18 protein-coding genes and 1 pseudogene are annotated in these 20,933 nt (G+C 70.7%); 8 read left to right on the top strand and 11 right to left on the bottom strand.

Annotated features, from left to right (window positions below):
• Positions 1–43: 43 nt before the first annotated feature.
• The 5 genes from ABT061_RS15255 to ABT061_RS15235 form a co-directional block, all read right to left on the bottom strand.
• The gene (locus ABT061_RS15255) at positions 44–1,450 is read right to left on the bottom strand and encodes an MFS transporter (protein ID WP_350916989.1); all 1,407 of its coding nucleotides are present in this window, start codon (positions 1,448–1,450) and stop codon (positions 44–46) included.
• A 55-nt stretch (positions 1,451–1,505) separates the two neighbouring features.
• A complete protein-coding gene (locus ABT061_RS15250) occupies positions 1,506–3,584 on the bottom strand; it encodes a serine/threonine-protein kinase (protein WP_350916986.1) in 2,079 nt (692 codons plus the stop codon).
• Between the two features lie 225 nt (positions 3,585–3,809).
• A complete protein-coding gene (locus ABT061_RS15245) occupies positions 3,810–5,216 on the bottom strand; it encodes a YlbE family protein (RefSeq protein WP_350916983.1) in 1,407 nt (468 codons plus the stop codon).
• Between the two features lie 70 nt (positions 5,217–5,286).
• Entirely contained in the window at positions 5,287–6,669 is a 1,383-nt protein-coding gene (locus tag ABT061_RS15240; protein ID WP_350916980.1) for an AllF/FdrA family protein, read from the bottom strand.
• Positions 6,666–7,550 carry an oxamate carbamoyltransferase subunit AllH family protein gene (locus ABT061_RS15235; RefSeq protein WP_350916977.1) on the bottom strand — a complete coding sequence of 295 codons (885 nt, stop codon included), beginning with the start codon at positions 7,548–7,550 and terminating at the stop codon, positions 6,666–6,668. The genes ABT061_RS15240 and ABT061_RS15235 overlap by 4 nt, the downstream gene beginning before the upstream one ends.
• Positions 7,551–7,740: 190 nt before the next feature.
• On the opposite strand from ABT061_RS15235, the gene ABT061_RS15230 reads away from it, so the two are divergent.
• The 6 genes from ABT061_RS15230 (at position 7,741) to cutA (ending at position 15,168) form a co-directional block, all read left to right on the top strand.
• Positions 7,741–9,303, top strand: coding sequence for a PucR family transcriptional regulator (locus ABT061_RS15230; RefSeq protein WP_350916974.1), 1,563 nt, complete (start codon positions 7,741–7,743; stop codon positions 9,301–9,303).
• Between the two features lie 90 nt (positions 9,304–9,393).
• Positions 9,394–9,615, top strand: a complete 222-nt coding sequence (locus tag ABT061_RS15225; RefSeq protein ID WP_343967406.1) for an RNA-binding S4 domain-containing protein — start codon at positions 9,394–9,396, stop codon at positions 9,613–9,615.
• Between the two features lie 329 nt (positions 9,616–9,944).
• Positions 9,945–11,324 carry a uracil-xanthine permease family protein gene (locus ABT061_RS15220; protein WP_350916971.1) on the top strand — a complete coding sequence of 460 codons (1,380 nt, stop codon included), beginning with the start codon at positions 9,945–9,947 and terminating at the stop codon, positions 11,322–11,324.
• Positions 11,321–12,190, top strand: coding sequence for an FAD binding domain-containing protein (locus tag ABT061_RS15215; RefSeq protein WP_350916968.1), 870 nt, complete (start codon positions 11,321–11,323; stop codon positions 12,188–12,190). Before ABT061_RS15220 ends, ABT061_RS15215 begins: the two co-directional genes overlap by 4 nt.
• A complete protein-coding gene (locus ABT061_RS15210; RefSeq protein ID WP_350916965.1) occupies positions 12,183–12,659 on the top strand; it encodes a (2Fe-2S)-binding protein in 477 nt (158 codons plus the stop codon). Before ABT061_RS15215 ends, ABT061_RS15210 begins: the two co-directional genes overlap by 8 nt.
• A 100-nt stretch (positions 12,660–12,759) precedes the next feature.
• A complete protein-coding gene (cutA, locus tag ABT061_RS15205; RefSeq protein WP_350916962.1) occupies positions 12,760–15,168 on the top strand; it encodes an aerobic carbon-monoxide dehydrogenase large subunit in 2,409 nt (802 codons plus the stop codon).
• A gap of 309 nt (positions 15,169–15,477) precedes the next feature.
• On the opposite strand, the gene ABT061_RS15200 is transcribed toward cutA, so the two are convergent.
• On the bottom strand, positions 15,478–16,116 hold the full coding sequence (locus tag ABT061_RS15200) for a phosphatase PAP2 family protein (protein ID WP_350916959.1): 639 nt from the start codon (positions 16,114–16,116) through the stop codon (positions 15,478–15,480).
• A gap of 91 nt (positions 16,117–16,207) precedes the next feature.
• Here ABT061_RS15200 and ABT061_RS48385 point away from each other — a divergent pair, with 91 nt between their 5' ends.
• Positions 16,208–16,459 (top strand): hypothetical protein, encoded by a 252-nt coding sequence (locus ABT061_RS48385; RefSeq protein ID WP_502991443.1) that lies wholly within the window; start codon positions 16,208–16,210, stop codon positions 16,457–16,459.
• A gap of 64 nt (positions 16,460–16,523) precedes the next feature.
• Here the strand turns inward: ABT061_RS48385 and ABT061_RS15190 are convergent, their stop codons facing one another.
• The 5 genes and pseudogenes from ABT061_RS15190 to ABT061_RS15170 form a co-directional block, all read right to left on the bottom strand.
• Positions 16,524–17,219: an HAD family hydrolase gene (locus ABT061_RS15190; protein WP_350916956.1), complete on the bottom strand. Its 696-nt coding sequence runs from the start codon at positions 17,217–17,219 to the stop codon at positions 16,524–16,526.
• Between the two features lie 196 nt (positions 17,220–17,415).
• A complete protein-coding gene (locus ABT061_RS15185; protein WP_350916953.1) occupies positions 17,416–17,865 on the bottom strand; it encodes a PIN-like domain-containing protein in 450 nt (149 codons plus the stop codon).
• On the bottom strand, positions 17,846–18,499 hold the full coding sequence (locus tag ABT061_RS15180; RefSeq protein WP_350916950.1) for a DUF433 domain-containing protein: 654 nt from the start codon (positions 18,497–18,499) through the stop codon (positions 17,846–17,848). Before ABT061_RS15180 ends, ABT061_RS15185 begins: the two co-directional genes overlap by 20 nt.
• A gap of 171 nt (positions 18,500–18,670) precedes the next feature.
• Positions 18,671–19,768: pseudogene (locus ABT061_RS15175) on the bottom strand (NsdA family TPR-like regulatory protein); the annotation flags it as partial.
• 149 nt (positions 19,769–19,917) lie between these two features.
• Positions 19,918–20,031 carry a helix-turn-helix domain-containing protein gene (locus ABT061_RS15170; RefSeq protein ID WP_350916944.1) on the bottom strand — a complete coding sequence of 38 codons (114 nt, stop codon included), beginning with the start codon at positions 20,029–20,031 and terminating at the stop codon, positions 19,918–19,920.
• Between the two features lie 343 nt (positions 20,032–20,374).
• On the opposite strand from ABT061_RS15170, the gene ABT061_RS15165 reads away from it, so the two are divergent.
• The gene (locus tag ABT061_RS15165) at positions 20,375–20,920 is read left to right on the top strand and encodes an ATP-binding protein (RefSeq protein WP_350916941.1); all 546 of its coding nucleotides are present in this window, start codon (positions 20,375–20,377) and stop codon (positions 20,918–20,920) included.
• The last annotated feature ends 13 nt before the right edge of the window (positions 20,921–20,933 follow it).

Below are 20,933 nucleotides of genomic sequence, written 5' to 3'. Positions count from 1 at the left end.
GCCCGGCGGGGATGAGCGGCCAGGAGCCCCGGATCCCGGCGGGTCAGTTCCTGCTCAGGACCAGCCAGGCGCCGGTGATCGTCACCATGCCCCCGACGGCCACGCCGAGCGCGCCGTAGGAGAGACCGCCGACGATCACCCCGGCGGCCACGGTTCCGGTCGCGCCGCAGAGGTTCGTCAGCAGGTCCGACAGGCCCTGCACGGAGGTGCGGTGTGCCAGCGGCACCGCCTCGCTGAGCATCGCCGAGCCGGCGATCAGCCCGCAGGACCAGCCGAGGCCGAGCAGGGTCAGCCCGGCGGTGATCCGCGTGACGTCGTGCGCCCCGGCCCCGCCCGCGAGGACGGCGGAGGTCAGCAGCAGGCCCATCCCCAGCACCAGCACCGGTGTCCGTCCGGCCCGGTCGGCCAGCCAGCCGACCACGGGGGACAGCACGTACATTCCCGCGATGTGCAGGCTGATCACGATACCGATGACCGTGTACGTCGAGCCGCCGTGGTCCAGGTGGACCGGGGTCATCGACATGATCGACACCATGGCGGTGTGGCTGACCGCGATCGCGGCCAGCGCGCGCCTCGCCAGGGGGGTCTCACGCAGTACCCGCCAGGCGGCGCGGAACGTGCCCCCGCCCTTCCCCGAGGCCGTGGCCGGGACCGAGGGGGGAGTGGAGTCGGAGCCGTGCGGCGTCGTGCTCCGCCCCCCGGGGGCGGGTGACGCGGCCTCCGGGATCGTGCCGTCCAGGGCGGTGCCGTCCGGAACGGTGTCCGGGGGCAGGGATGGGGGCAGGGACGCGGAGCGGGCCAGAAGCAGGGGGTCCGGGCGCAGGGCGAGGAGGATGACGCCGAGGGTGATCGCGAAGCTCAGCAGGGCGAGGACGAACGGGCCGCTACCCGGTGCCAGGCCGAACCCGGCACTGAACCGCTCGGCGGGCCCCGCCAGGTTCGGGCCGGTGACCGCCCCGATGGTGGTGGCCCACACCACCAGCGACAGGTGCCGGGCCGAGTGCCCCGGCGCCGACAGGTCGGTCGCGGCGTAGCGGGAGGCCAGGTTGCCCGCGCTGGCCGCGCCGAACAGCACCAGCCCGGCCAGCAGCAGCGGCCACGAACCCATGGTGAGGGCGAGCAGCGAGACCAGGCAGCCGAGCAGGGCGCACCCGTAGGCCAGGGTGAGCCCGGCCCGCCGGCCACCCCGGCCGGACGATCTGGCGGTGGGCAGCGCCAGCAGCGCGGCGCCCAGCACCGTCGCGGTCCCGGCCAGCCCGCTGAGCGTCGTGGAGCCGGAGAGCTCCTTCACGGTCACCGAACTGAAGGCGAGTCCCACGGCGACGCCGATCCCGCCGCTGATCTGGGCGGCGGAGAGGACGGCGAGCGTCCGTCGCTGCACCGTGGCGATCCGCTCACCGCCGTCACTGCGGGCACCGGAGATGTCGGGGGGCGTGGTGTCGGCGGTCACGAGTGAAGTCTGTCATCACTCGTGACCGAACCGGGAAGTCGTCTCGCGGACAGGCTCAGTCGGCGGAGGTGAAGGTGGCGAAGAAGGTGCCCAGGATCTCCGAGTTCTTCTCCCAGTCGAGATCCTGCACCCTGAACGTGATCTGGTAGGCGGTCTGGCCGTTGACGGCGACGTAGCGCGTCAGCCCGTGCATCGGGACGCCGTTGGGCTGGACGTAGGTGTACTCCCAGTCCGCGGCCTTCCACGAGCGATAGTTCACCGCCGTCACGCCCACCTCGGTGTACTCGTCCAGGCCCTTCTTGCTCGCCTTGCGGAGTGCCGCCACCGGGTCCCCGACCGGCACCTCGACGACGACGATGTTCTGCCCGCCGCCCTTCGGCCCGGAGAAGGTGACGGTTCCCTTGGGGCCGGCCTTCACGGTCCAGTCGCCGGGCACCGCGCCGGAGACCCCGGCGGCGCTCGCCGACTTGAAGCCGTCGGGGATCTCCTCGTCGGCCCCGGAGGACGTCCCCGGGTCGGCGGGCGCGGAGATCGCCGCCGAGGGGCCCGTGGGGTTCGCGGTGCCGGAGTCGTCGCCGATCAGGAAGACGATGAGCCCGGCGACCACGATGGCCAGCACGCCGCCCCCGCCGAGCATCAGCAGACGGCTGTCGGGGCCGCTGCCGCGCGACCGGCCGCCCTCGCGCTCCGGCGCGCGGCGCGTGCCCGCGCGTGCCCCTACCCTGCCGGGTGAGGTCAGGGCCTGGGAGTTCCGTACGGCGTCGGAGGGGGCCTGCTCCTGCGGGGCCGGGGTGGGCCCCTGGATTGGCCAGGGTGCGGCCCCGCTCCGCCCATCGCGCGGCGGTGCGGACGGCGGGACACCGGGAAGGTCGCCGGAGAAGCTGGTCAGCGCGTCGAACGGGTTGCCGTCAGGTCCGGTCGCCGGGATGCGCAACGCGTCGTAGCCGCGCTGGTGCCCACCGGTCTGCGCGGACCTGGGAGCTGAGGAGTGCCCGGGGAGGGAGAGCAGGTCCGCGCGGTGGCCCCCGCTCGGGCCGGCGAGTGCGTCGTAGGGGAGCGCGTGACCGCCCGAGGAGTCGGCGGCGGGGTCGTAAGGTACCCGGATCGGGCCGGAGGGCGTCTCGATGATCCGGGAGGGCATCGGCCCCGACGGCACGTCCAGCGGGGGCATCAGGTGCATCGGCATGGAGTCGCCGGGGACCGGCATCGACGAGGGCGCCGGGCTGGGCGTGCGGTTCGGGGTGCTGGAGCCGTGGCTGCGCAGCACCCGGTCCAGTAGATCCGACACCTGGGCGGCGCTCATCCGGTCGGCGGGGTTCTTGCGGAGCAGGCCCTCGATGACGGTGATCAGGGCACCGGCTCGCTGGGGGCGGTTGGGCTCCTGGGTGAGGATCGCGCCGAGCACGGCCACCGCGTCAGGACCCTCGTAGGGGGGCCGGCCCTCGACCGCCGCGTAGAGCGTGGCACCGAAGGACCACAGGTCGGAGGATTGAGTGACCTGCCGGCCCGATAGCCGCTCCGGCGGGATGTAGGCGGGGGAGCCCATCAGCAGGCCGGTCTGGGTGATCGTGACGTCGCCCTCTATCGCGGCGATGCCGAAGTCGGTGAGCACCACCCGGTCGGAGGTCAGCAGCACGTTGCCGGGTTTGACGTCGCGGTGCATGATCCCGGCGGCGTGGGCGTGGCGGAGCGCGTCGAGCACCCGGATGCCGATCTCGGCGGCCTGGACCACGGGCAGCGGTCCGCTCTGCCGTACGGCCTGCTCAAGCGACCAGGCGCGGACCAGCTCCATCACGATCCAGGGGCGGCCGTCCTCCTCGACGACATCGTGGACCGTGACGATGCCGGGGTGGCTGAGCCGGGCCGCCGAGCGGGCCTCGCGGAGCATCCGCCGGTGCGCCCCCTGCCTGCCCGCCTGGTCGAGCCCGTAGGGGAGGATCAGCTCCTTGACCGCGACGTCCCGGTCGAGCAGGACGTCGTGGGCGTGCCACACCATGCCCATCCCACCACGGCCCACCGGCGACACCAGGCGGTAGCGCCTGCCCACCAGCCTGCCCTGGCCCTCCGGTGTGGCTCCGGCGGAATCGCCACCCTCAGGCCCCTGGGGGTTTCTCCCGAGCAAGCGATCGGTCATCGTACCCCGTTCCCCACAACCAGCCCTTTTTGTAAGGCTGGACACGATATCGGGATGTCATTCGGTAATGGAAGTTGGCATACGGAGAAAGCGCTTGACGGCATTTGTCAGTGATCGGTGTTCTTCGGATCACTGAACTTGTGTCCGCGCCCTGACGTCGCCGAATGCTACCGGCGAGCGGGTGAATTGTCAGCTTTGCCCGTTCTCAATAGCCAAGGGATCGCGCTAAACCGATCCGTTTCCATGATCGGCCGCCTCGGCCAGTGCGGCCAGTGCCGTGGTGAAAGCCGAGGCGGGCGGGCTGACCAGGCCCGCGCCGACCTGTCCGGTCCCCGCGACCCGGCCGGCGATACCGGTGTTCACGGTGGGCAGCAGGCCCGTCCTGGCGACCAGCGTGACATCGACGCCGACCGGCGTGCCCCGGAAGTCCAGCCCCGGGATCTGGTACGCGGGATGCTCGGCCAGGGTGATCTCGTACATGGAACGGGTGGCCGCCGTCGCGTCCGAGACGTCGCCACCGACGAACCGCACGATCGCCGGGGCCGCGGCCATCGCGAAGCCCCCCAGGCCGGCCGTCTCGGTGATCGTGGAGTCGCCGATGTCGGGATTGGCGTCGTCCGGACCGTACGCGCCGAGGTAGAGACCGTCCGGCACGCCCGCGGGGCCGGTGAACCAGCGATCGCCCAGCCCGGAGACCTGGACCCCGAAGTCCGTGCCGTTGCGTGCCATCGCGACGATCATCGTGGAGCCGGGGACGTTCCGCGCGGCGTCCGCGCTGACCTTGCACGCGGCCATGCCCGCGTTGAGGAAGAAGTGGTCGTTGCCGTTGATGAAGCGGAGCACCTCGGCGGCGTGGCCGGGAGCGGCCTCCACCACCTCGGGAGCCAGCTCGCGGACCAGCAGCGAGGTGGCGGCGCGGTTGCGGTTGTGCAGCTCGTCGCCCATCTGCAGGGCCTGCGCGGTCAGCGCCCGCAGGTCCAGCGGACCGCTCCGCTCCAGGGTGGCCTGGAGCACGGGGCCGAGCACCTCGGCCATCCAGCGCAGTCGCCTCAGCACCTCCGGGCCGTACGCGCCGTAGCGCAGCACCTTGCCCAGCCCCTCGTTGAGCGAGCAGTAGGCGGTGCCGCCGTGTTCGGCGTCATGGACCTCGAACATCCACATCGACGGGGTGACCACGCCCGCCATCGGCCCGACGGTCCGGTGGTGGTGGCAGGAGTCCAGCCGCGCCTGCCCGCGGGCCAGCCGCTCCTCGGCGTCGGCGGCGTCGGCGGCCAGCCCCTCCAGCAGCATCGCCCCGATGAGCGCGCCCCGCATCGGACCCGACGCCCGTTCCCACTCGATCGGCGGCCCCGCGTGCAGGAACGTGCCCTTCGGCAGGTCGAGTACCTCGTGCGCGGGACGCACCCCGACGAGCTGCGGCCGGGCGGAGACCAGGCGGCCCACCGCCGTCTCGTTGGCGCGGCCCCTGCGCGGGTCGGCCAGCACCCGGGCCAGGTCGGCCTCGGTGCCGGGCATCGGCGGGCGCCAGTCCACCCGCGTCCGGGGGACGGCCTGGGCGTCCAGCGCCTCGCCGAGCACGCCGGCCCCCACCGTGATCACTTCCGGCTCGCCGGAAAGCATGGTCAGCGTCATGGGTGAACTCCTGAGCGAAGAACGGTGACGTCCGGGGAGAGGGCAGCCGCTACCCGGCGTCCGACGGCGGTCAACGAGCGATCCCGGCGACCTCGGCGGCGTGTCCCGCGGCTTGGGCGTTGGAGGTGAACACCGCGGCGCCCGCCGCGTTCAGGGTCTCGGCCTGCGCGTTCAGTCCCTGCGGGTCGCCCTCGGAGCCGACCAAGGCGACGATCACCGTGACACCTCTCGCGGTGGCCCCGGCGATCACGGGCGCGAGCGTCGCGGCGGGATCGGGGTCGGCGCCGTGGCCGAGGACCACGTCGATCAGGACGACCTCGCCCGGCGGCACCTCGGCCAGGGCCTCCAGGCGGAGCGTCGGGTCGATCATCGGGTGGGCCCGGCCGACCGTGTAGGCGTCGTCGCCGAAGTCGGTGAACTCCCCGCTTCCGGTGATCAGCCGTGCCTCCACGCAGAGCGTCCCACCCGAGTAGATGCCGCGCAGACCTCCCGCGTGCCCCCGCGCCGTGCCGGGGGCGGGCCAGGAGGGCCAGGCGGGGACCGGGGCGCCGAGGGCGCGCAGGGCGGTCTCGGTCGCCGTGGTCAGGTCGTCCTGGCCGGGGCCGAGCAGGGCGGTCACGACCGGAGTGCCGAGCTTCGCGACGGTCTCGGCGACGGCCCGCGCGACCTCGGGCGCGGGAGGCTTGGAGATCAGGACGATCAGCTCGGTCGCGGGGTCGGCGTCGAGGGCCTCCAGGGCGCGCAGGGTGGACAGCCCACCCACGTCCGCGGACAGGTCACGGCCGCCCACGCCCAGCACGTGGGAGACCCCCACTCCCGCGTGGTCCAGCAGGCAGGCCACCTGCTGCGCACCGGTCCCCGAGGCGGCCACCAGACCGACCGGGCCCGGCCGCAGGACGTTCGCGAATCCGAGACCGGCTCCGCCGATCACCGCGGTGCCGCAGTCCGGGCCCATGACCAGCACGCCGAGCTCGGCGGCGCGTCGCTTGAGCAGTACCTCCTGCTCGACCGGCACGTTGTCGCTGAAGATCATCACAGACAGGCCGGCCTCGACCGCGTCCAGCGCCTCGGCGAACGCGTGCGGCCCGGGTACCGAGACCAGGGCCAGCGTGGCGGCGTGTTCGCGGGCCGCGGCACGGACCGTGTGCGGGGGGTGCTCGGCGGCGCCGCCGGCCGGCGGGGTGGAGAGTCCCGCCAGCAACCCGTCCAGCTCCGCGAGGGCGGCCTCCAGGGCGTCCGCCTCGCCGCCGCGCAGCGCGATCAGCAGGTCGGCGGGACCGGCCTTGGGGAGGTCGAACCCCAGCTCGGCGGCGATCCCGAGGTTGAGTTCCGTGGCCATCGCCACCACCGCGACCTCCACGCCGGGAAGCGCGGTCGCCGTCCGGCTGACCCGCATCAGGCTCACGGAGTCGTGGTAGACCCCGGTGCGCACCCGGACCACATCAGTGCTCAATTGCCCCTGCCTTCCAGATCGATCACCGCCGCGAGCCCGATGCGCAGCCCCCATGCCAGGTCGGCCCCTGAGGTGTGGCCCAGCTGGAGCAGGCGGCGGAGCGCCGGCTCCAGGGACTGCCGCCCCGCCAGGCCCCGCAGCACGGCCAGGACCTCGCCGCTGCCCTCGCCCCTGGCGGCACAGTGCAGCAGCGCCGCCGAGATGGGGGTGGTCCTGCCCCGTACGTCGAAGGTGACGGCGGCGGCCAGCCAGTCGGCCAGCCAGACGGCACGGCCGGCCCCCGTCGCGCCGCCCAGGTGGCGCAGCGCGACCAGCAGTCCCGCGAGCACGTCGTCACCGCTCGGCGTGAGCCCGGGGCCCAGACCGACCAGCTGCTCGGCGGCCACGACGCTTTTCAGCAGCGAGCCCTCGGCGCACCCCTGGGCCAGCAGGCCGGCGGCGCCGTTGCCCTCCAGCCCCGACCGCCTCGGAGACCGCTCGCACAGCTCGGTCATCGCGGGCAGCGAGCGGACCAGCTCCGCCACCTTCACGGTGCCGAGCGGCGGGGCCGGGTTCCACCAGCGATGGGCCCGCAGGCTGAGCCGCCCGACGTCGATCGAGCCGTCGCCGACGCACGCCTCGTCACCCACCGCGACCTGAGGCATCGGGTCGGTGACCACCATGGCGTTGGGCAGGCGGGTGGCCTGCCCGGTCACCACCGCGATGACCTGCGGTTCCAGCTCGGTGCGTACCTCAAGGTAGACGCCGGCGGGGAAGGCCGCCAGCACCCGCGCCGGGCGGCGAGGCGCCTCCAGCACCTGGCGCAGGGTCGTGCTGGCCGCGCCGGTGCCATGTGTCCGCACGTGCACGTGCCGCGCCTTCGGGCGCGTTCCAACGCTCATGAGCGCTCCTCGGCAGGCCCCGTGGGTGTGAAGGTGCTCTCTCCAGCGGTTCGCTCGCTCACGGACTCCCCCATCCATTGAGCCGTACGGTAGAACGGGCGTGGACGCAGGCCGTACGGATAAAGCTGCCAACAGTCAGCCCAAAGGTTGGCTCTTCCTGACAGACGGGTCTATCGGTCACAATCGCCTCATGGAACCTCCCGTACGGCCGGCGAGCACCGGAACGATCATTCACGGAGTCGCCGTCGGCGAGGTCCTCGGCGTCTCGACGCTGGCGGGAGCCCGGCTGATCGCGGGAGAGCGGGGCCTGGACCGGGTGGTGCAGCGGCTCAACGTGATGGAGGTGCCCGACGTCCTGGCCTGGGTCAAGCCGCACGAGCTGCTGCTCACCACCGGCTACCCGCTGCGCAACACCCCCCAGTCGCTCGGCAGGCTGGTGGCCGACCTCGACGAGCGCGGTCTGGCCGCGCTGGCCATCAAGCTCGGCCGCTACCTCGACGAGTTGCCGGAGGAGATGGTGGAGCAGGCCGACCGGCTGGGCTTCCCGCTGATCCAGCTTCCCGACGACGTCGGTTTCGACGACATCCTCAACCAGGTGCTCACCGACATCCTCAACCGCCAGGCCGTCGTGCTGGCCAGGGCGGAGGAGGCGCACCGGGCGCTGGTCCAGGTGGTGCTCGCCGGGGGCGGGCTGCGCGAGGTGACGGCCGAGGTGGCGGGGCTGCTTGACGTGGGCGTGGCGGTGCTGGACGGGACGGGCCACGTGCTGGCCTCGGCCGGGCCGGCCGAGCACGTGGCCGCGCTGCGCGGCGCCCCCGACTCCCGCCACACCTCGGTGCCGGTGGTGGCGGGCGGCCACCACCACGGCAGGATCGTCGCCTGCGGCCCCGTCGGTTCGATCGGTGACAGCGATGTCGGCATTCTGGAACGTGCCGCCACGGTCGCCGCGCTGGTGGTGACCCGGCAGGAGGCGGTCAACGCGGTCGAGAGCAAGTACCGCGCCGACTTCCTGCGCGACGTGCTCACCGGCAGGGCGGGAGGCTCCGAGCGGGTCTCCTCCCGGGCCAGGGCCTTCGGCTGGGACCTGCAGCGCCCGGTCACCGTGCTGGTGGCCGAGCTCGACCCGGAGGGCGACGAGCGCGCCGCCCAGGACCGGCTGGTCACCTGCTGGACCGCCGCGATGCGCCGCCACGACGCGCGCGGCGCGGTGGCGGGCTTCTCCCACGAGGTCGTCACCATCGTGGACGCGGCGGTCGACGCGGGCCGCCTGGCCAAGGACGCCGCCGTGGCCTTCGCCGAGTGCCTGCCCGCCACCTTCTCCACCGGCGCCAGCCGCACCGCCGTCGGTGCCGAGGCGCTGCCCGAGGCGTACGGCCAGGCGCTGAAGGCCGCGCGGGTGGGCCGCCAGCTCCACGGCAACGGCGCGGTCGCGCACTTCGACCAGCTCGGCGTCTACCGGTTGCTCTCCCTGGTCAACGACACCGCCGAGCTGCACGCCTTCGTCCGCGAGACGCTCGGCCCGCTCGCCTCCGACGACGACGCGGAGAACGCCGACCTGCGCCGCACCCTGCAGGTGCTGCTGGAGACCAACCTCAACGTGGCGGAGACGGCGCGCAGACTGCACTTCCACTACAACACGCTGCGCTACCGGATCGGCAAGCTGGAACGCATGCTCGGCGGCTTCACCGAGGACGCCCACCTGCGGCTGAACCTCACCCTGGCCCTGCACGTCCTGCGGATGAGGGGGATCTGAGACCGGTGCTCCGCGTCCCGGACGTGCGCGGGAGTCGGCGTCCGAAGGAGCACCCGCGTCCTGGAGCGCGCGGGACCTAAGCTGTTCGGCGTGAACGAGACCTTCGAGCTGGAAACCGACTACATCCCGCTCTGTGACCTGCTCAAGTACTGCGGCGTCACCGAGACGGGCGGTCAGGCCAAGCACTTCATCGCCGACGGCAACGTGCTGGTGGACGGTGAGGTCGAGCTCCGCAAGACCTGCAAGATACGTAACGGCCAGGTGGTGACCGGCGACGGCTTCGAGATCCGGGTGGTCGCCGCCGGAGCCTGATCCCGTCACCGGCCCCGCCCTGCTCTCCGGCGGGCCGTCCGCCTGCCCCCGGCCGCTCTCTCGGGCCGCTTTTCCGGGCCGCGACGGGCCGTCCGCGCTGCCGGCCATGTCACATACCTATATCTTTCACCGTCCCCCGTGTCCTTCACCGGGCGTTCTCACTGGTGGTGCGCGAGGCATTCACTGGTCAGCTGCTCAGATTTGGCAGATCATGACGATGTCCGCACATGGGCTCAGTCCTAATGTGCCCGCAACGGTAGTAAGGGACTCGCCGGAGGGATGCCCGCGGGGTGGCCACCGACCGACGGCCCGGTGAAAGGTGGGGCTCGATGGTTGCAGGTTGGACGAAACACGGCGACGGCCGAACACTCGCCCCGGGAGAGGTGGTCAGACCCGACGAGCGGCTGTCATGGCCGCGGATGGTCGGATTCGGGGCGCAGCACGTCGTCGCGATGTTCGGCGCCACGTTCGTCTTCCCGTTGGTGATGGGGCTCGACCCCAACGTCGCCATCATGTTCTCGGGCGTCGGAACGATCATGTTCCTGCTCATCGTGAAGGGGAAGGTCCCCAGCTACCTCGGGACCAGCGCGTCGTTCGTGGGAGGCGTGCTCGCCATCCGGGCGCTCATGGGCGGTGACACGCCCGCCACCGACGCGATCGTCACCGGCGCCATCCTCGTCGCCGGACTGGTACTCGCGCTCGTGGGTGTGGCCGTCCACTTCCTCGGCGTGCAGGTCATCAACCGGGTCTTCCCGCCGGTCGTCACCGGTGCCGTCGTCATGCTGATCGGCTTCGGCCTGGCGTACGTCGTCGCCGACATCTACTGGCCGCAGGACCAGTGGATGGCTCTGATCACGATGACCGTCACGTTCGTCCTCATCGTGCTCTTCAAGGGCTTCATCGGCAGGATCGCCATCCTGCTCGGCCTGATCATCGGCTTCGTCCTCTCCTGGGGGGCCGACAAGATCTTCGGCAACATCACCGCCTTCAACGCGGGCACCGGCGCGATCGACACGCACCCGAGGGTGAGCTTCGACGCGGTGGCGGCGGCCGACTGGATCGGCCTGCCGAACATGCACTTCCCCGACTTCAAGTTCTCCGCCGTACTGCTGGTGCTGCCCGCCGTGATCGCGCTGGTCGCCGAGAACGTCGGCCACGTCAAGGCCGTCGGCGAGATGACCAAGACCGACGTCGACCCGTACATGGGCCGGGCGGTCATCGCCGACGGCGCCGCCACGGTCGTGGCCAGCACCTTCGGCGGCTCCCCGACCACCACCTACGCCGAGAACATCGGCGTCATGGCCGCCACCCGCGTCTACTCGACGGCCGCCTACTACATCGCCGCCGTCATCGCGATCCTGTTCGGCCTCTGCCCGAAGTTCGGCGCGCTGGTCGCGGCCACGCCGGGCGGCGTGCTCGGCGGCATCACCGTCATCCTGTACGGCATGATCGGCTTGCTCGGCGCGAAGATCTGGATCGAGAACCGGGTCGACTTCGCGGACCCGGTCAACCTCGTCCCGATCGGGGCGGGAATCATCCTCGCCATCGGCCCGGTCAAGCATATGATCAGCTCGGACTTCACGCTGGAGGGCATCGCCCTCGGCACCATCGTGGTGGTGGTGGGTTACCACCTGCTCCGGGCCATCTCCGGACGGGGCGGCGCCGGTCCGGCAGAGGTGTCCGAGCCACAACGAGAGGCCGCCGGGTGAAACCACCCCCTTTCGAATACCACGCCCCCCGCTCCCTCGGCGAGGCGCTCGACGCCCTCGCCGGGGCCGGGGAGCACGGCAAGGTGCTCGCCGGGGGGCAGAGCCTGATCCCGCTGCTGAACATGCGGCTGGTCGCCCCCGCGCATCTGGTCGACATCAACCGGCTGGCCGAACTGGCGGCCGTCGACGTCGAGCCTGGCGGAGTGCGGGTCGGCGCCCTGGCCAGGCACGCGGCGGTGGAACGCTCCGAGGAGGTCGCCGCGGCCCAGCCGCTGCTGCGCCAGGCGCTCCGGCTGGTGGCCCACCCGGTGATCCGCAACCGGGGCACCGTGGTCGGCAGCCTGGCCCACGCCGACCCCGCCGCCGAACTGCCGGCCGTGCTCGCCCTGCTGAGGGGCTCGGTACGGCTGGCCCGGCCGGGCGCCGTCAGGGACGTGGCCGCCGAGGACTTCTTCACCGGCCCCCTGGAGTCGGCGATCGACCCGGGCGAGCTGGCCGTCTCCGCGTTCTTCCCCGTCCCGCCCCCGCGCTCGGGCACCGCGTTCCGCGAGGTCGCCCGGCGGCACGGCGACTACGCCCTGGCCGGGATCGCGGCACTGGTCGTGCTGGACGACGATCTGAGGATCACCTCGGCCACGGTGGCGTGCGTGAGCCTCGGCCCCGTCCCGGTGCTCGTCGACGTCACCGAGGCCGTCGGTCACCGGCCGCCGGACTCGGCGGACTGGGCCTCGGCGGCCCGCGCCGTGCAGGACGGGATCGAGCCGGAGGCAGACATCCACGCGACCGCCGCCTACCGGCGGCACCTCGCCGGAGTCCTCACCGAGCAGGCACTCCGTGACGCCGCCAGGGAGGCCGTAGATGCATGAGATCACGCTGACCGTCAACGGGGTGGTCAGGCAGGCCTCGGTCCCGGCGCGGCGGCTGCTCTCGGACTGCCTGCGGCACGACCTCGGCCTGACCGGCACGCACGTCGGGTGCGAGCACGGGGTCTGCGGATGCTGCACGGTGCTGCTGGACGGCGAGCCCGTCCGCTCCTGCCTGACGTTCGCGGTCACCGTGGACGGGCGCGACATCACCACGGTGGAGGGGCTCGCCGGCGAGGACGGCACGCTCTCGCCGGTGCAACGGGCCTTCGCCGAGTGCCACGGCCTGCAGTGCGGCTTCTGCACGCCCGGCTTCCTGTGCACGGTGACCGCGCTGCTGCGGGACAACCCGGCGCCGAGCGACGAGGAGGTGCTGGAGGGCATCTCCGGCAACCTGTGCCGGTGCACGGGCTACCAGAACATCGTCAAGTCCGTCCACCGCGCGGCCGAGATCATGGCGGAGGAGCCTTGAGCGGGCGCGGGAGATTCTCGGGGGAGCACGAGGACTTTCCGGGTGGTCCCGGAGGACCCTCGGGCGGGCGAGGCAGGAGACACGTCCCGGTGAGGCGATCATGACCACGAAACTGTTCGGCGAGCCGGTCAGGCGGCGCGAGGACCCCCGGCTGCTGACCGGGCGCGGCCTCTACCTCGACGACCTGGCGCCGGGGGCGCTGCAGGCGGCGTTCGTCCGATCCCCGCACGCCCACGCCCGGATCCGCGACATCGACGTCTCGGCCGCCATCGAGGTCGAGGGGCTGGTGGCGATCTACACCTGGGAGGATCTGCCGGGCGCGCTCGCCGAGCCGCTGCCGCTGCTCATCCCGCATCCGGCGCTGACCCACGGCCGCACCGCGTACCCGCTGGCCCGCGAGATCGTCAGGCACGTCGGCGAGCCCGTCGTGATGGTCGTCGCCCGTGACCGCTACCTCGCCGAGGACGCCTGCGCGCTCATCGAGGTCGACTACGAGATCCTCAAGCCGGTGGTCGGGGTGGAGGAGGCCGCGCAGTCCGCCCAGCTCGTGCACGCCGACGTGCCGGGCAACGTCGGCGCGCATCTGGTCCAGGAGGTGCCCTCGGCCGCCGGGCTCGGCGCGCGCGAGGCCATCGACGCCGCGCCGCACACGCTGGCCTTCCGGCTCGACATCGAGCGCAGCGCGTCCATGCCGCTGGAGGGGCGCGGCGTGCACGCCCGCTGGGACGCCGACGACCGTTCGCTACGCGTCCACTCCAGCACCCAGACCTCCACCAGCGTCCGGATGGCCATCGCGGCCAAGCTCGGCCTGCCGCTGCCGAAGGTCGAGGTGGTCGCCCCGGACGTGGGCGGCGGTTTCGGGGTGAAGATCGTGCACCCCTGGCCGGAGGAGATCCTGGTCCCGTGGGCGGCGATCACGCTCGGCCAGGAGGTCAAGTGGACCGAGGACCGGCGCGAGCACTTCATCTCCTCCGCGCACGAGCGCGCCCAGGTGCAGTCGGTCCGGGTCGGCTTCGACGACGAGGGCCGGATTCTGGGCCTGGACGTCGAGATCCTGCACGACCACGGCGCCTACACGCCGTACGGGATCATCGTGCCGATCATCACCTCCACCCAGCTCCTCGGCCCGTACCGGATCGGCGCCTATCGGGTCGAGTTCTCCTCGATCTACACCAACACCGTGCAGGTCACCCCGTACCGGGGGGCGGGCCGCCCGCAGGCGGTCTTCTGCATGGAGCGGACCATGGACCACATCGCCGAGCACCTGGGGGCCGACCGCACCGCGGTGCGCGCGGCCAACTTCATCCAGCCCGACGAGTTCCCCTACGACCAGGGCCTGATCTTCCAGGACGGCCGCCCGCTGATCTACGACAGCGGCGACTACCCGGAGTCGCTGCGGCTGCTCAAGGAGCTGATCGGCTGGGACGACTTCCCCGGGCTGAAGGCCCGCGCCGCCGCCGAGGGGCGCGCGATCGGGATCGGGATCGGCTGCTACGTCGAGGGCACCGGTGTCGGCCCGTACGAGGGCGGGCACGTCCAGATCACCTCGGACGGCCGGGTGCACGTCTCCACCGGGCTCACCTCCCAGGGGCAGGGGCACGAGACGGTGTTCGCGCAGATCGCCGCGGCCGAGCTGGGTGTGCCGCTGGAACGGGTCTCGGTGGTCACCGGGGACACCCGCAGGTTCGGCTACGCGGTCGGCACGTTCGCCTCGCGGGCCGCGGTGATGAGTGGCAACGCGATCGCCCTGGCTTGCAGGAAGGTCAGGGAGAAGGCGTTGCGGATCGCCGCGGAGGCGCTGGAGGCCGACCCCCGGGACCTGGAGATCGTCGACGGGGAGGTGCGGGTGGTCGGCGCTCCCGGCACCACGATCCCGCTGGCGACGGTGGCGGTGCTGTCCAACCCGCTGCGCTACGCCTTCGACGCCGAGGCGGCCAGGGCGACCCAGTTCGCGGGCGCCTCGTCCTTCGACCGGCCGCCGGTGGCCGAGGGGGAGGAGCCGGGTCTTGAGGGGCGCGACTACTACTCGCCGATCCGCTCGACCTTCGCCTCCGGCATGCACGCGGCGATCGTGGAGACCGACCCGCTGACCGCGGAGATCCGCATCCTGCGCTACGCCGTGGTGCACGACTGCGGCAACCTGATCAACCCGATGATCGTCGAGGGGCAGATCCACGGCGGGGTCGCCCAGGGCGTCGGCGGCGCCCTGTACGAGAAGATGGTCTACGACGGCCACGGCCAGCTGCTGAACGCCTCGTTCATGGACTTCCTGATGCCGTACGCCACTGAGGTGCCCTTCATCGAGACCGCCCACCTGGAGACCCCGTCCCCGCTCAACCCCTTGGGCATCAAGGGCGCGGGCGAGGCGGGGGTCATCCCGGTCTCCGCGGTGATCGCCTCGGCGATCGAGGACGCCGAGGGCATCAGGATCGACAAGATGCCCATCTCCCCGTCGGACCTCTTCGACCTACGCCGCGCCGCCACCGGACGGTCCACGCCCGAAACCTGACCTTAAGGTGTGATCGTCGATCGACTGCGCTGCGATTGATTGAGAACAGCGCGAAGCCCGGGGGCCTGTCGGTTCCGGCAGTAAACCCGGGTTTACTTCCTCTCCCCCTGGCAGGGGCGGCACCGCCAACCCTGCCCGGCCATCGTCGGCGAACACATCGCTTTCCGCTGAAGCCGCTCAAGTGACGGCCGGCCCCTGTCCGGCTCACCCTGGCCCGTTTGGGGGTATCGAGCCCTTCCGTGCCGGGTTCAAGTGGGACACGCGAAGACCTCGATTCCAGCCGCGTGACGTGGGCGACGACCACCGAGGTCAGAGCGTCAGCGTCAGTACCGCCCACGCCACGCCCGCTCCGGCCGCCGCACCCGCGATGGTCTGGGTGGGTGTGTGGTGGGATACCCGTACCCGCGCCCAACCGATCACACCGACGAGAGCGGCACCCACCGCAAGCGTCGCCGCGGCGGGCAGCACGTGCGCCAGCACGACCGCCGCCCCGGCGGCCACCCCCGTGTGAAAGGAGATCTTCCACCACATCGTGATCGAACCCATGACCAGGACCCAGCCGAGCATCACCGCCGCCGTCGCCGTCACGATGGCCGGCGCGTCCAGCAGGGCGAGCAGCACCAGGCCGACCGCCACCGTGATCAGACCGGCGAGCATCGGCCCTCTACGGGATTTCCGGTCGACCAGGTGCATCGAGTCCAGGCGCCCCCGCCGCACACCGACCGCGATCACCCCTACGGGCACGCCGGCGCACAACGCCGCCGCGAGCAGACCCCACATCGCACCTGTCCACCCATGAGCGAGCAGACCGGTCACCGGCGGCAGCGCGATCGCGACGTACTGGGGAGCGGCCACCTCCGTCACCACCCAGGCGAGGCCCCCACGCTCTCCCTCGCCCCCCGGGCCTTGTCCAGGCGCTCCCACGTCGTTCACACGCTGATCAGCCATACCGCTCCTCACCTTGTTGCCGCTGACCCGGCGGCGGTGTTCACATCAGCGTTGGCGTCCGCCGGGTGAATTCTCGCACTCGATCGCCTATGTGCTGATCGACCTCTTCGACCGGAGGAGGAGCGCGCGGCCGTGGATCTGGTCATCAGGCAGATGGAGACCTTTGCCGGGCGTCGTTGGTAAGGATGACGTGAAATCCCTTGGCCACCGCGCGGGGGTAGAGGTTCTCATCCCGTGTTTCGGACCAACGATCGAGATCCAGCAGGTGGACGATCTCATGCCCCAGGACGAAAGCGGCGATGGCCTGGTGGAGCGGCCGGTACACGTTCTCATCCAGCAGTAGTCTCACGCGGCTTTTTGCCGGTCATCGCGAACCCAGAGGGACGTAGCGCCAGGATGGAAAAGCCTCACCCCAAGAGGAGGGTCGTCAATTCACCCAGATCACTGACGGTCAGTCTGGGAGAAGCGGAGTACGGCCAGCGAGCATTTTGACGGTTGACCCAGGCGGCGTCTATACCGGCTCGTTGAGCGGCATCCACATCCTCGACAGGATCATCGCCTATGTGCAGCACATCAGCAGGCTTGAGCTCCATTTGAAGCAAGGCATGAAGATATATTTTTGGATCGGGCTTGTACAGGCCGCATTCAGCGGAAACGATAACCGCATCAAAGACGCCGTCAAGATCGACTCGATAAGGATGGGTGTTACCGTTGGTAACGAGAGCGAGCCTGTATCGAGAACTCAACGCAACAAGCGCGTCCGGTACATCCCTATAGGTCTGCAGTCGCTTCCAGCGCGCTTCCATATATGTTTCATGCAACTCCTGAGCAAGACCGGCATCGGAGATCTGACACTGAGCGACCGCTCGTTGGAAGGAGGCAAGGCGGATGCTCTCCATGGTCTTCCCGCGGTACTCCTCAAGTCCGGCGACATGATCACGGACTTCACGAAGCCAGTCGGCAGTCACCGGCCCGTCAGGCTGAAAGGCGCCTGCGCTGCGAAGAAGGTGGGTCGCGTCTTCGAGAGCCTGCCGCATTGCGGAATCGAAATCCCACAGTGTGCCGTCACCATCGAACGAAAGAGCGCGATAGGAGTGCTGCACTTCAGTCCTCGATCCTTACGTTCCATTCGCCCCAGGGGTTCCCGACCAGATCCCATTGAGGCAATTACCCGCCGGAGGAGGAGCGCGCGGCCGTGGACCTGGTTATCAGGCAGATGGAGGCCTTCGCCACCGAATGGGCCCCGAAGGCGTAGCAGCCAATGTGCGGGTGATTTCCGTCGGGCTCCACAGCAAGAGGCTACGGCAGAGACGGCCAGTATTTCGGCGGGGCCATGGCCGGGTCGACGACGCGCAGGCGGCTGGCCGGGGTCGGGTCGATGCCGCGTAGGGTCACCAGACGTTGCCCGTCCGCCTCGGCGAGAAGAGCGAGGGCGGCGGGTAGTCCGGCGGCGACCGTGGCGATCGCGAGACCGATTCCGATCAGGCCAGGATGCTTGTGCGGGTATTCGATCCGGTGCAACCCGGAGGCGGCGATCGCCTCGACTTCCCGGGGGCGCTGCATCTGCCGGGCGTCGTTGGTCAGAATGACGTGAAACCCCTCGGCCACCGCCCGGGGGTAGAGGTTCTCATCCCGTGTTCCGGACCAACGATCGAGATCCAGCAGGTGGACGATCTCATGCCCCAGGACAAAAGCGGTGATGGCCTGGTGGAGCGGCCGGTACACGTTCTCATCCAGCAGCAGCCTCACGAGGCTCCTTGGGGGGATCGTAGCTGTCAACGTAGTCGGCGAAATCGGCGGCATCCAGGGCCGCTGTGGCTGTGACGCTCGGGTAGTACTCGGAGATCCGCTCCGGGGGGACCCCGTCTCGGAGCAGGGCGGCGACCTCGTCATAGGGGACACGGGTGCCCTCGATCACGGGCACCCCACCGCGAACCGCCGGGTCCACCGTCACATGCGCGCGAGGCCGCAGCAGCGGCGGGATGTGCCTGCCGTCACGGTAGAACGGCTGCAGGACGTCGACCATCTCGTGGATGACCACGTTGGCCTTCCTTCGTACCAGGTCGACCGCCTGATCCGGCTCGGCCAGATAGATGCTGCTGCCATCGGCGACCAGCCTGTAGGACGAGAGATGGTCGTGCTCTTTCAGATCGCCGCGGAGTGTGTCGAGCGCCCGCCTGATCTTCTGCAGTGAGGCGTCGTTACGCAGCTTGACGCAGGTTCGCAGTGCCACCACATCGCGAAAGGAGTAGAGGACGGGTCGCGTGCCGGAGATCTCCGGTATCAGCACCGCGCCCCGCCTGACGCCGGCCTTGCGCCAATGCGCGAGCTGGCGGAGCGTGGCGCCTGACAGTGCGGCAGCCAGCTTCGGGTCGTACGTCATCACCTCACCCCTTTCGCACTTCGTGAACCGCCCCTCCGCTCGGCCATCATCGCAAATCCCGCTCCACCGGTCAGGCATTACGCGGCGCCCTTCGTAGTCTCGATGCTTCCGGCCGGACGAGGGACGTCATCACCGCTGCCCCTATCGCAGAGGGCTTCGAGCGGGTGAAGGTCAGGCGGCGAGTTCGTGGTTGAGGTGGTCGCGGAACTCGCGGACCATCATGCTGCCCTGGTACGGCTCAAGCCGGCCGGCGAACTGCTGGAGACGCTCCACCAGGCGGGGAGAGGTCAGCGCCTTGATCGCCGGGATCGCGGCCCGTGCGCGGGTGATCCCCTCCTCCAGCTCACCCATCCCGAGATACGCCTCGGCGGCGTTTACCTGGGCGAACTGCACCGCGCGGACAAAGCGTCCGTCGTAGCCCTGTATCGCGGTTTCCGCGAAGCCGGCCGCCCGCCGGTGCTCGCCGATCTGTTGCCAGCAGCAGCCCATGGCCGCGACCAGTCCCGGTCTGCCGTACGAGGCGAGCCACTCCGGGTCACGGTCGTCGGAACCCCGGTCGTGCGCGCGCTCGGCCTCGGCGAGCAGCCGCTCGACCTGCCTGGCGGCATGCCCGCCATGGGTCCCGCTCCCGCTGGTCCGCGAGGCTGTCGCCCCGGCCTCCTTGACCAGCGTCAGCGCCATGACCCGTGGTGGTGCTCCGGCCCGACGCGCGGTGTCGACGGCGGCGCGAGCCAGCCACTCCGCCCACTGAGGTTGCCGCAGATAGATCGCCTGCTGTGTCAGCGTCATCAGCACCCAGGCCCCTGCCAAAAGGTCGTTCCCCGCCTTCGCCAGCTTGAATGCCTGGCCGAAATGGTGCTGGGCCCTGCCATGTTGGCCAAGATCGAAGGCGGTCCAGCCCGCCAGCTCGGTCAGCCCCGCCGCCGCGACCATCAGCTCGGCCCCGACCTTGTCGCTGTAGCGACCACGCAGTAGCGGTGTCACGCTGCCGTTCAAGTAGTTCATGACCACCGGGCGCACCACCCCGGCCCCGAACCGCTGGTCCATCTGGCTGAACGCCCTGCGGGACTCGTTGATCCGGGTGACATCAGCCAGACCCACGATCGGCCCGGACCCGTGGTGCGCGGCCGACTCGGCGGGGAGACCGTAGCTCCAGGAGACCAGCCACTCGCCCAGGGCCGCAGGTACGAACGGCAACGTGGCCAGCATCTCGCGCCGGGACGAGTCCAACTCACACCTCCACAGATGCGTGACCGCCTTCACGGTAGCCGCCTGTGAGCCGTCTCCGAAGTCAGCGTTCGGCCACGATGATGTCGCCGCGAAGGCCCACCTCTATCCACCGCATCCACCTCGAACACGGCCGCGATCCGCTTCCGGCTGTAGGCCCGAACTCCCTGCTCGCCCCGCTCCCACCTTCCCTAGGCTGCGGCGGACACCCCGACCGCCTCCGCAGCCGCCTCCTGGGTCATCCCTCGTCGCTTGCGCGCCCTGGCCAGCTCCGGACGCCCCTTACCGCCGCACAGCTCACCCACGACCGTTCTCCTTTGGTAATCGAATGACAACTCATTGTGATATTCGAAGACCTCTGATCGCTACCCTCCGAGAAAACGTTCAGTTAACGTCCACCTCCGGAACGTAACGTGATCGGCCAGCGGTCAATGAGCAGCGTTGACGTTCCCCCCTCGACCGCCCTGGCGTTTCCTGCTGTGCACAACCCCCCGCAGCGAACGGAGCGTGCTCATGCGGCCAGCAGGCGACATCCCCCCAGGCGCCCAACACCACCCGGTCGAAAGCCCGGCACCCCTGCCGGACCAGAACTGGAAACAGCTCGATGCAACCGGTCAGAGCACCACTCCACCAGTACATGGCGCCGGGATGACGGGACGGGATGGTGCGACCGGGCAGAGTGACATCCGCGCGTTGGTGAAGGTCCTGCAACCCGGCTCTGCCTCGCGCCGTGCTCGCGCCATCGTCCGGGAGGTGCTCCAGCAAGCGGGCCTGCCCGAGGATGACATCGACACCGCCGAACTCATCGTCGCCGAACTCGCCGCCAACGCCGAAAAGCATGCCCGCCCCCCGTACGAGCTGCGCGTCTTCAGCCTGGACGGCATCCCCACCTGGTGCGAGATCGTCGATGGCGACCCCGACCCGCACGAGGTCGCCATCATCCTCAACCTGCTGCACTCGGTGACCGAGATCGGCCTGCCGCCGCTCGCCGAGAACGGCCGTGGCCTGCCCCTGGCCCACCAACTCTCCGGTGGTCACTGCCAGACCTACCCGGCCGTCACCCTCACCGCCGCCACCCCCGGCAAGGCCGTCGCCTTCGCCCTGCTCACCCTGTCGGGCAACCGCCTGATCTTCCCGCCCCTTCCCGACCTACGCCCCGGCTTGGCTGAATTCCGCCGCTGGTCCTCGGCATGAAGGACAGCGGGGT

The organism is Streptosporangium sp. NPDC002544 (assembly GCF_040295965.1).
GTDB lineage: Bacteria > Actinomycetota > Actinomycetes > Streptosporangiales > Streptosporangiaceae > Streptosporangium.
Note: the sequence above shows the minus strand (reverse complement) of the source record. Positions and strands in the feature narration are given on the sequence as shown.

Bases quoted from the DNA above. Each gene is read 5' to 3' on its own strand.
- ABT061_RS15200 (WP_350916959.1), bottom strand. From the start codon at position 16,116: ATGGCTGATCAGCGTGTGAACGACGTGGGAGCGCCTGGACAAGGCCCG.
- ABT061_RS15230 (WP_350916974.1), top strand. From the start codon at position 7,741: ATGGAACCTCCCGTACGGCCGGCGAGCACCGGAACGATCATTCACGGA.
- ABT061_RS15220 (WP_350916971.1), top strand. From the start codon at position 9,945: ATGGTTGCAGGTTGGACGAAACACGGCGACGGCCGAACACTCGCCCCG.
- ABT061_RS15165 (WP_350916941.1), top strand. From the start codon at position 20,375: ATGACGGGACGGGATGGTGCGACCGGGCAGAGTGACATCCGCGCGTTG.
- ABT061_RS15245 (WP_350916983.1), bottom strand. From the start codon at position 5,216: ATGACGCTGACCATGCTTTCCGGCGAGCCGGAAGTGATCACGGTGGGG.
- ABT061_RS15210 (WP_350916965.1), top strand. From the start codon at position 12,183: ATGCATGAGATCACGCTGACCGTCAACGGGGTGGTCAGGCAGGCCTCG.
- cutA (WP_350916962.1), top strand. From the start codon at position 12,760: ATGACCACGAAACTGTTCGGCGAGCCGGTCAGGCGGCGCGAGGACCCC.
- ABT061_RS15235 (WP_350916977.1), bottom strand. From the start codon at position 7,550: ATGAGCGTTGGAACGCGCCCGAAGGCGCGGCACGTGCACGTGCGGACA.
- ABT061_RS15180 (WP_350916950.1), bottom strand. From the start codon at position 18,499: ATGACGTACGACCCGAAGCTGGCTGCCGCACTGTCAGGCGCCACGCTC.
- ABT061_RS15250 (WP_350916986.1), bottom strand. From the start codon at position 3,584: ATGACCGATCGCTTGCTCGGGAGAAACCCCCAGGGGCCTGAGGGTGGC.